The sequence below is a fragment of the Streptomyces gardneri genome, assembly GCF_006539185.1.
Taxonomy (GTDB): domain Bacteria; phylum Actinomycetota; class Actinomycetes; order Streptomycetales; family Streptomycetaceae; genus Streptomyces; species Streptomyces gardneri.
On the sequence record NZ_BJMN01000017.1, the window covers coordinates 70095 to 80028 of the forward strand.

A 9934-nucleotide genomic window follows, 5' to 3' on the forward strand; every position below is an offset into this window, starting at 1 on the left:
TCGCCCGGCCGGTGCTCTTCAAGTCGTCATGCCGAGCATTCTCACTCACAGATCCGCCCAGCCCAGCTGTCTGAGCCGGACTCCGGCCGACCACAGACCTCGCGCCTCGTCGCATTGGAACGGCCGGGGTTGGGGCCCCTCGGGATGCGAGATGCCCCAGGCCCCTGCAAGTCGGCCCCAGCCGGAGGCCGGCACACCACTCTCCCTCGGCCATGCACGGGAACGGTCTGATGTCGGTCGTGGCTTTGGGGCCCTCTCAGGGGTTGATCGCTGTGTGGAGAGTGCTGAGCCGGTGATCGGCGATTACCCGGACGCGGGCGAGCCCCGCCTGCAGGCCCGCGGCACCGTCCTCAAGCCTGCCCTGGCGGTACTCGGCCTCCTCGGCGGGGCGCCGGTCCTGCCCGGCCCCCCGTCTCGGTCGTCTTCGCGCTGCGCCGCTCCGGCCTGCGCCTGCGTCGGGGTGGCATGTGTACTGAGGGCGCCGTGTCAGTCGAGGTGGTGGAACTTCACAGTGTGGGGGAGCCGTTAGCACGATGATGCGTGTCCAACGAGGGACGACGTGGCAGAAGCTGAGGTGGCACGAGTGGCGATGTGGGATCGGATCAAGGACCAGGCGACCAGAGGTTTGCAGCAAGCACAAGGGGTGCGCGGCGGCTCCGGCGGCCATGGGCCGTCCGGAGCACGGTCCGGGGGCGGTTCCAGGGCCGAGCTCGTGAGCGCGCTGAAGTCGCAGCTCACAACGCTGAAGACGGAGCTGAAGAGCGGCGCTTTCCGGGACGCCAGCATGGCCATGTGCGCGTTGGTGGCCGCCGCTGACGGACGGGTCGATCCGGCCGAGCGTCAGCATGTCGAGTCGCTCATCCTCACCAACGACGTCCTTCAGAACTTCCCCGCCGACCAGCTCCGCCAGCGTTTCAACAAGCACGTCGACCAGCTTTCGGCCGGCTTCGTCATGGGCAAGGCGGCAGTGCTTCAGGAGGTTGTCAAGGTGGCGAAGAAGCCCACCGAGGCACGGGCTGTCATCCAGACCGGCATCGTGGTCGCGGGTGCGGACGGATTCATCGAGCCCGCCGAGGAGCAGATCATCCGTGAGGCATGCGCTGCGCTCGGCCTGTCGGCGGCGGAGTTCGGCATCTGACCCGCTGGCCTCGGCAACGAGACGCGTGGCCGCCGACGACCCGGATGTCCGGGCCCGCGCTGCGGGGTATGCCAGCCGGGTCGACACCCTAACGGCCAGTTGCCTGTACCACCCGGACCTGGCGGCGGTCCTTGTCCGTCCGGATGGCATCACGGCCTGGGCGGCCGACGCGGGGGCGCAGGCGTCGACGGCCGGGCTGGCGGAAGCGCTGGAGGAGTGGTTCGGAGTGCCAGTGTGTGGGTGCGGTGACGCCGGGCTGATTTACCGCGCTCCGGACTGACTCGAACCACGAGCCGATCCCACCCTCGGCCGGCCGCCGCACCCACCCGGTGTGGTGGCCCGGAGTGCCGAAGTGCGGGCAGCGGGGCGGACGTTGGGAGGTCATCGCAGGGTGATCAACGGTCCTGCGCTCCACCGTCTGCCCGCACGGGCGCGGTGCGCCCGGGATCCGTGCCGCCAGGCCGCGCGCTGTCCGTCAGCTGGTGGCCCGCCTCTCCGTCCGGGGCTCGGTGACCGGTCACCGCCACCAATAGGGCGGCGCGGCCGTCTCGCCGGTGACCGATCCCGCGACCGGTGCCATGACCGATGGCGCACCCGCCTGCGACCGGGCCCGTGGCCGATGACCGGGTCCGCCCGTGACCGATCCTGGACGCGGTGACCGGTCCGCGGCGATCGGTCACCCGTCCTCCGCGTCCCTAGCGCCCGCCTCCTGGGCAAGCCTTCACACGGAAACCCGAGGCTTGCCCACCTCACCAGGGAGGCTTGCCCACAGTTGCATGGACCGGTCACGAGGAGGCTTGCCCAACCCCCCACCATGCTTGCCCAATCGGTCACGGGAGGCTTGCCCAGCTAGAGGGCAAGCCTCCTATCTGCGCTTTTAGGGCTGCGGGCAAGCCTTCGGGTAAGCCGGTCTGAGGAGTGTGTACGGCACGAGATCCGAAAGGAGCCGTGCTGTGCACGACGCTTCGCACCCCGCCGCTGGCGGTTACTTTGACCGGCTGGACGCCGACTGGGCCGCGCTGTGCGCGGACCCGGCCCTTCGCCAGGCGGTGACCGACTGGGTGGCCGATGGCCACCTGGCCGACGAGCTCGCGGCCGTGACCGATTCCTGGGCCGACGCCCTCACGCCCGAGCAACTCCTCGCCGCGCTCCGCCCGACGGCCGACGGCGTGGCCGATGCGCTGACCGATGCCGTCCTGCGCGCCCTCCTGAAGCGGGCCGCCGGCCGTGACCGATCGGCGGTCCTCGCCGGCCGCGTCATCGTCCAGGCGATGCTCCCCGCCGTCTTCCGTATCACCCGCGGACAGGTCCGTACGACCGGTGGCCGCACCCGTGACGCCGTCGGTCACGTGACCGTCGCCGCCCTCTACGAAGTGGCCCGCGCCGGACGCATCCACCTCCGCCTGGGCCGGCCCGCCGCCAACCTCACGCTGGACACTCTGCGCCAGGTCTTGGCCGAGGTCGCCGCCGAGCAGGGCCCGGTGGGGGAGGATCTCGCGGCCGCCGAGCAGATCGCCGACCCCGGGCCGGGACCGTACGAGATCGCCCGCGCCCACACCGTCCGCACTGCCGCCGTCGAAGCCGGCCTCCACGCGGGTCCGGCCGACGACGCCGCGACCGCCCCGGCCCGGCTGGAGCTCCTGGAGCTCCTTCTGGACGCAATGCGCGACGGCGCGCTGTCGACCGCGGACGCGCAGGCGCTGGCCTGGCATCACATCAGCGGCGGCATCCCGGACACCGAGGCCTCAGCCCGCGCCGGCACCACGGCTGGCGCCTGGCAGCGCCGCCGCTCGCGAGCCCTGGCCCGCCTCACAGCATCCCTCCAACCCGAGGCCGCGGCATGAACCGGACCACCGCCCCAGCCACCGTCCGCTCCCCCCTTTGGAGATGCGCCTTGACCGAATCCACCCCCGCGACCTCGCTGGACGCGGACGAGGAGCGCGTCACCCGCGCCCAGCGTCTGCTCATCCACCTCGGCGCCGCCCTCGTCGCCCACCCCTTCGACACCGGCACCCACGCCAAGCTCCGCGCCTTCCTCGACGAGGACGCCGAGCCGGCCCTCGCCTCACTCGCCGCGCTGAGCCGCCGGCCCGAAGCGGAACTCCGCAGCCGGATCGCGGAGCTGGCCGGCCACACCCTGCGTTCGGCCGGAGGTGCGGCATGAGTCCCGTCCTCGCTAGCCGACGGAAGGCCGCGCTGATTGATCCGCAGACTCCGGTCGTCCAGGACACCGAGACCGAGCACAACACCGGCTGGGTCGCCGGGTGGTCGACCGGCGCCCAGGCCAACTCGGCCGCCATGATGCGCTGGTTCGTCTGGGTCCTGATCGCGCTCGGCCCGCTGCTGGGCACGCTCGCCTACCTCTCGGTGCCGACGACGTCCGCGGCCCCCGCGCCGAAGACCGTCCCGTCCGCACCGGTCGCGAGCGGCGGCCAGGGCGCGGCCGGCTTCGCGAGCCTGTTCGTCGCCGCCTACCTGTCCGCCGGACGTGGCGACGAGCCCAAGCTCGCCGCCTACTATCCGCCGGCCGGCAACCTCCAGCTCGACGGTGTCGCCGGCCAGCGCCGGGGCGAGCAGCTGACCGTCGTCCGGCTCCGCCAGACCGACACCACGGTCTGGTCGGTCACGGTCGCGGCCCGCGTCGCCGGCGCGACGCCGAGGGCCACGCCGTCCACGCAACCGGGTGCCTCCCCGCGTCCGGCGGCCGCGACCGACACGGTGCGCTACTTCCAGGTGCCCGTGGCTACGGCGCCCGGCGCCGGGGGAGCGACCGCGTACACCGCGCTGGCGCTGCCGGCAGAAGTCGCCGCACCCGAGCGGGCCATGACCCCGGAGCTGGTCTACGGCGCGATGCACCCGGCGCTGCCCACTGACCTGCGTACTCAGGCGGTCACCAGCTTCCTGTCCGCCTACCTCACGAAGGCCGGTGCCGAGCTCGACCGCTACCTCGCCCCCGGCACTCGTCTGACCGCGCCGTCCCCGGCGCCGTACTCGGGCATCGCGGTGGACCAGTTCGCCGCCGAGGGTGAGACCGATGGCGAACTGGTCGTCTCCGTCCCCGGCGACGGCAGGACCCTTCGCCTGCTCGTCACCCTCCGGGCGACCGGGCAGGACGGGGTGCGCCTCCCGCTCACCTACGCACTCACCCTCAAGGCCCGCGCCGGCCGCTGGGAGATCGCCAGCCTCGACGGCGCCCCTGCCCTCACTTCGCCGACTCCGGCACCGGTCGCCTCCGGCGGTCCGGGTCCGGCCACCACCCCCACCTCCATGAAGGAGTACGAGCATGCCTGAAACCATCACGCTGGCCGCCGGTTGGATCCAGACCGGCACCGGCCTCGGCAACGACGTCAAGGGCCTGATCTTCAACGTGGCCATCCCGGTCCTGTGCGGGATCTTCGTGATCGTCGTCGGCTGGAAGACCAAGGCTCCCGGCCCGACGATCATGGCCGTCATCTTCGCCGGCATCGTCTGGGGCCTGTCCTCGAACATGGGCGCGCTCAAGGACAAGACCACCGAGGACATCACCAACTACAACAGCGGCAGCAGCCTGTCCCGGATGGACCAGTGAGCGCACCGGTGGCCGAGAGCGAGCTGGAGTTCGATTTCATCGGCCGCTGCTACACCAAGGCGCGGCGCGCACCACTGGTTCACGGGGTGATCCGGGACGTCAACGGCGGCCGGGGGATTCGGCTGCCCGGCGGCCCCTACACCCTGACCCAGCTCGCCGGGATCGTCGCCACCATCGCCGCCCTGATTCTGACCCGCCCCCTGTGGGGCGGCCAGGGCTGGCTCGACGTCACGGTCCTCCTGATCCTGCCCGCCGTGGTCGCGTTCGTGCTGCGCCACCTGCACGTCGACGGCCGCAACCCGGCAGCCGCCCTGCTGAGCATCGCCCTGATGCTGGCCGCTCCACGATGTGGCCAGCTCCGGGGCCGTGCCTACCGGCCGGTCCGGCCCACCCGCGGCGACACCCGCATCCACCTGCCCGCCGACGACCAGGCCGCCAGGACCACCACCCCGGCGATCAACGCCGCCCCCGCACCGGAGCCCCAGCCCAAGCCAACCCAGCCCCGGCCTGCGGTACCCGCCGCCGAGCCGCTGGCACCCGCCGGGCCTTCGGCGCCCTCCGCGCCGATGGCCTCGGGGGTGCAGGCCCTCCTCGCCCGCCGCGCGCCCACGACCCGTACCTGACTGGAGAACTGACGATGCGCCTGCCGATCCGGCACGTCCAGGAGAACCTGATCTTCACCACCCACGGCACCGTCTGGGCGGTGTGGCGCGTTGCCGCGACCAACTACTCCCACGCCCCGGCCGTCGTGAAGAAGCGTCGCCTGAAGGCTCTGGAAGGCCTGTTCAAGGCCATGACCGGCGAGCCAATGCTGCTGTCGCTGTGCCCGCAGATCGACCCGACCGCAGTGGTGCGCGCCATGGTCGACGACATCGACCTGGAGCGCGCCCCCCGCTACGAGAGCCTCGGGCATGCGGTCCTGGACCAGCTGGAGACGATGGAGCTGACCGGCCGCACCGACTGGCTCGCGCTCCCGCTTCCCCCGCTGTCGCAGAAGGACGCGGTGATGTCCGCGTTCCGCGCGGCGAAAGCGGAAGTCTCCCTGCAGCTCGGCCTGATGCCCGCGGTCGTCACCGACACGGAAGTGCAGCGGCGCCTGGAGCAGGCCCAGCGGATCCAAGCGCAGTGGCCGACCGGGGTCTCGATGCGGACCGCCACCGAGGCGGAGATCCTGTGGATCTACGGCCACAGCGCGCGCCGCGGACTCGCCGAACCCTTCCTCCCAGACGGCACCGAGACCCCGGTCCGCGGCCGCGGCCGGAACGTCGCGGCGCTGGGGGAGATCCTCGTCGGCGAAGGCGGCGCCGACTTCAACACCCGCCCCGCGCTGCCGGCCAACCCGTTCACGCGGCGCTTCCTCCAAGTCTCCAGCGAGTGGGGAGACTCCTACCAGGCCCTCCTGGCCCTCTCCGAGATGCCCGAAGCGTTCGCGCTGCCCGGGGCGGCCTACCTCCAGCAGCTCGACGACCTGGCCTGCCCCGTCGACTGGACCGCCCGCCTGGTCATCGTCCCCGGCTCGAAGGCCGAGCCCCACGTCCGCAAGCGCGCCCGTCACCTCAAGGCGCAAGCCGCCGAGTACGAGGGCGACCCGGCCGGCCCGCCCGCGGCCGTCGCCCGCAACCAGGCCGACAACGAGGAGTACCACGAGCGGCTGACGGCGAACCGGCGCGAGGTGGAGATCCGCGCCATGGTCACCCTCGCCGTCTGGGGCAACAGTCCCGACGACGCCATGGACCGCGCCGCCGCGCTCGCGTCCGACTTCGGCTCCACCGACTACACCTTCTCCCGGCCCGCCGGTGAACAGGCCAGCCTCTGGCAGGCGATGCTGCCCGGCTGCCGCACCCCCCGCGTCATGGCCGGCTACGCGCAGATCCTCCTCGCGCGCGACTTCGCGATGGCCATGCCCTGGTGCGGCTCCCAGCTCGGCGACGAACGCGGCGGCCTCTACGGCCTCCAGGTCGCCTCCGGCGGCGCCCGCCCCGTCCTGATCGACCCCGCCCGCGGCCCCCGCGAGAACGCCTCCGCCTCCATGGCCTGGCTCGGCGAGCTCGGCGCCGGCAAGTCCGTCGGCATGAAGGGCGCCGTCTACAACGTCCTCGCCCGCGGCCACCAGCTCGGCCGGCCCGGCAGCCGCGGACGCGCCGTCATCGTCGACCGCACCACCGACCAAGAATGGGCCCGCTTCGCGAAGGCCTGCCCCGGCACCACCCAGCTGATCCGCATCGACCACACCGCCGAGGTCTCCCTCGACCCGCTGCGCCTCTACAAGGAGAACAGCCCCCAGGTCGCAGCCCGCTTCACCGAGTCCTTCCTCACCCTGCTGCTCGGCGTACGGCCGATGGACCTCGAAGGCGTCGCTCTTTCGGAGGCTGTCCAGGCCGTCCTGGCTCGGCCCGAGCCATCGATGCGTGCCCTGATGGCCGAGCTCACCGCGCGCGGCGCCGGTGACACGGCCGCCCAGGGCCTGGCCCGCAAGCTCGCCTCGGTCGCCCGCAAGGACCTGGCCCGGGTCGTCTTCGACGAGACGCTGCCGGTCGTCGACACCCACCGCGCCGACAGCGTGGTCTTCCTGGTGTCCTCGCTCGCCCTGCCGAAGAAGTCCGAGCTGGCCAGCGAGCATCGCATCCAGCGCCTGGAATTCGAAAAGGTTCTGGGCCGGGCGCTGATGTACCTGATCGCCGCGGTCTCCCGCGAGACCGCGATGCGCAGCCGGGACGAGTTCGCGGTCACTGTCTTCGACGAGTGCTGGTGGCTCACTTCCAGCGACGAGGGCCTGGAGCTGCTCCTGGAGCTGCTGCGCGACGGCCGCAAGCGCAATGCGGCCGCGTACGTCGGCTCGCACGATGCCGACGACATCGGCCCGGCCGACAGCGAGAAGGGAGCAATCGTCCGAGGTCTCATCCCGCACCGGTTCGTCTTCCGGCAGACCAGCCGGCCCCTGGCCGCACGCAGCCTCGAATTCCTCGGCGTGGACTCCACCGACACCGACCTCCTGGACCTGGTGACCGGCGACCTCTCGCCGCTCGGCCTGCCCGACGACCAGCGCCGGGCCCGCGCGGGGGAGTGCCTCTACCGCGACCTGGCCGGCCGCATCGGCCTCATGCGCGTCCTCATCCCCCGCGACCGGGCGATCGAGCGCGCCATCCACACCACCCCGACCAGCCAGCAGGCCGCCGCATGACGCCCGCTCGCGCTCCGTGGAAGCGGCTACTCCTGCTAGGAACAGCCCGGCTGCGCCTCGTCCTGCTCATGGCGGTGCTCGCCGCCACCGCCTTCACCGTGCTCACCTCGCAGCCGGCACTTGCCGAGCCCAGCCCGTCACCGACGCCGGCCCCCACCAGCACGCCGGTAACCCCCCTCGGGCCGCCGACGCCCGGCACGCGTACGCCCACGCCGGAGGAGCTCGCTGAGATCGAGGAGATCGTCAAGGATCTCAACAAGCGACTCTCTAACGTCGCGAAGGAGGCCTTCCTCAAGGCTGAAGAGGAGCGCCTGCGTGAGCTCCTACCGAACGAGGGCGGCGTGCTCGCGGTCTTCAACGTCACCGACCGCGACCGTATGCCCATCTCGGCCTACACGGTGAAGTCGGATACCGGCGGGTTGATGGACTGGGACCTCGGGGTCCAGAACCTGATCGTCGAGCACTGCTTCATGATCACTAAATGGGTCGTCGCGTTCTGCTGCTGGCTCATCGCCTGGGCACTCGGATTCGGTCTCGCCAAACTGCTCCTGGCTCCCGTGCTGTCCGTCGCTAACTCCCTGCACACCCAGGTCATTCTGCAGATGGGCCTGCCCTCCCTCTTCCTGTCGGTATGCGCGCTGGTCTGCGTTGCCCGGATCTTCTTCGGAGACCGGGCCAAAGGGTGGGGAGACGCTGCCCTCTCCCTCCTGATTGCCGCACTGACGGCCACTTTGCTTTCGTCGCCGCCGCAAGTCCTCCTGGGCGAGCAGGACGGCGCCGTGGCCGTCGCCCGCGGCCTGTCCCTCGAAGTAGCCGACGTCATCCTCGATGCCAACCCGGGCGAGCGGGAGAAAGATCCCGACGACGAAGACTCCGCCAGCGGCCGCGCCCTCTCCCGTCCGCTGACCGACGCGCTGACCGACGCCTTCATCGTCAAGCCCGCCATGCTCCTGCAGTACGGACAGGTCTTCGAAGGCGACTGCGCGCAGAAGTACTCCGCCGCCAAGCTCACGCATCTCGCCTACGTACGGGCCATCGACCGCCAAGTGGAGCGCATGGAGAAATACGGCAACTACCGCGACTGGATCGCCGCCAACGGCTATCAGGCCGCCGACTGGGCCATGCCGGTCGCCAAGCAGTGGGCGCTCGACCACCTCGGCCACGCACCGATGGAGTCATTCGAGAAGCAGTGCGTCAAAGGCGACATCCTGGCCGCCAAGCGCGCCTCGGTCGACAAGGTCGTCGGCGCGATCTTCCTGCTCATCGCCGCTCTCATCGTCACCATCCTGATCGCCGGCCTCGCGGGGAACTTCCTCGTCGCGCAATGCCGGATCGCCTGGGACGCCGTACGCGCCGAACCCGCCCTCGTGGCCGGCATCATCCCCGGAGCCGGCCGCGCCTTCCTCTGGGACTGGGCTGCATCCGTACTGCGCTCTCTCGGCCAGCTCCTTGTATCGATCGTCGGGCTCGCCGTCCTCATCCTGATCATCCAGGCCGTCCTTGACCCCGTGCAGCAGGAATGGGGCAACGAACTCGCCCTTCGCTTCTTGGCCGTGGACATCGTGTGTATCGGCGCACTCACGAAGCGCAAGGCGCTCACCGTCCGGTCCAAGCAGGTCGCTGCGAACTTCCGTGCGCGGATGTCCGCCGCGCGTGTGGGCGGCACGCACGGTTCCGCCTTTACCCCGTCCTCCGCCCCGGTGGCCAAGAACCGGAACATCACCCGCAAGATCACCCGCGGAGCGGTCCGCACCGCCATGGTCGGCGTGGCCATCGCCTCGGGAAATCCGATCTCTGCTCTCGGATACGCCACGTCCTCCAGCGTCAGCACCGTTGCTCTGATGAACCGGCTCCAGTCCGGCACCAAGGGCAGCGGCAACCGTCCGGCCCGCACACAGTCTCAGTTCCGGCCGCAGCCGCAGCCGCAGCCGCAGCCGCAGCCGCAGCCCCAGCCGCAGCCCCAGCCCGGCAACGTCGGTCAGACGCCGTCCGTAACCCCGCTGAACCCGCCCGCTCAGCCGCCGAACCCGCCCGCTCAGCCGCCGAA

General features: G+C 71.3%; 9 protein-coding genes. All 9 read left to right on the plus strand.

Annotated elements, in window-relative coordinates; all coding sequences use genetic code 11:
• Nucleotides 1-583: 583 nt before the first annotated feature.
• The gene (locus SGA01_RS14695) at nt 584-1138 is read left to right on the plus strand and encodes a tellurite resistance TerB family protein (protein ID WP_141296956.1); all 555 of its coding nucleotides are present in this window, start codon (nt 584-586) and stop codon (nt 1136-1138) included.
• Between the two features lie 25 nt (nt 1139-1163).
• Nucleotides 1164-1418, plus strand: a complete 255-nt coding sequence (locus SGA01_RS14700) for an aromatic-ring hydroxylase C-terminal domain-containing protein (protein WP_308699055.1) — start codon at nt 1164-1166, stop codon at nt 1416-1418.
• Between the two features lie 673 nt (nt 1419-2091).
• Nucleotides 2092-2982, plus strand: coding sequence for a hypothetical protein (locus tag SGA01_RS14705; RefSeq protein WP_229918360.1), 891 nt, complete (start codon nt 2092-2094; stop codon nt 2980-2982).
• Nucleotides 2983-3032: 50 nt separating this feature from the next.
• The gene (locus SGA01_RS14710) at nt 3033-3302 is read left to right on the plus strand and encodes a hypothetical protein (RefSeq protein ID WP_141296939.1); all 270 of its coding nucleotides are present in this window, start codon (nt 3033-3035) and stop codon (nt 3300-3302) included.
• A complete protein-coding gene (locus tag SGA01_RS14715) occupies nt 3299-4429 on the plus strand; it encodes a conjugal transfer protein (RefSeq protein WP_141296940.1) in 1131 nt (376 codons plus the stop codon). The genes SGA01_RS14710 and SGA01_RS14715 overlap by 4 nt, the downstream gene beginning before the upstream one ends.
• A complete protein-coding gene (locus SGA01_RS14720) occupies nt 4422-4706 on the plus strand; it encodes a hypothetical protein (RefSeq protein WP_141296941.1) in 285 nt (94 codons plus the stop codon). The genes SGA01_RS14715 and SGA01_RS14720 overlap by 8 nt, the downstream gene beginning before the upstream one ends.
• Nucleotides 4703-5329, plus strand: coding sequence for a hypothetical protein (locus SGA01_RS14725; protein WP_229918359.1), 627 nt, complete (start codon nt 4703-4705; stop codon nt 5327-5329). Before SGA01_RS14720 ends, SGA01_RS14725 begins: the two co-directional genes overlap by 4 nt.
• 14 nt (nt 5330-5343) lie before the next feature.
• Nucleotides 5344-7887 carry an ATP-binding protein gene (locus SGA01_RS14730; RefSeq protein ID WP_141296942.1) on the plus strand — a complete coding sequence of 848 codons (2544 nt, stop codon included), beginning with the start codon at nt 5344-5346 and terminating at the stop codon, nt 7885-7887.
• Between the two features lie 68 nt (nt 7888-7955).
• Nucleotides 7956-9934 (plus strand): hypothetical protein (locus SGA01_RS14735; RefSeq protein ID WP_141296943.1); only part of this gene is annotated, 1979 nt, incomplete at its 3' end.

What these genes read in the sequence shown, in the direction of transcription:
- SGA01_RS14715 (WP_141296940.1), top strand. Translation starts at nt 3,299, where the DNA reads ATGAGTCCCGTCCTCGCTAGCCGACGGAAGGCCGCGCTGATTGATCCG.
- SGA01_RS14720 (WP_141296941.1), top strand. Translation starts at nt 4,422, where the DNA reads ATGCCTGAAACCATCACGCTGGCCGCCGGTTGGATCCAGACCGGCACC.
- SGA01_RS14730 (WP_141296942.1), top strand. Translation starts at nt 5,344, where the DNA reads ATGCGCCTGCCGATCCGGCACGTCCAGGAGAACCTGATCTTCACCACC.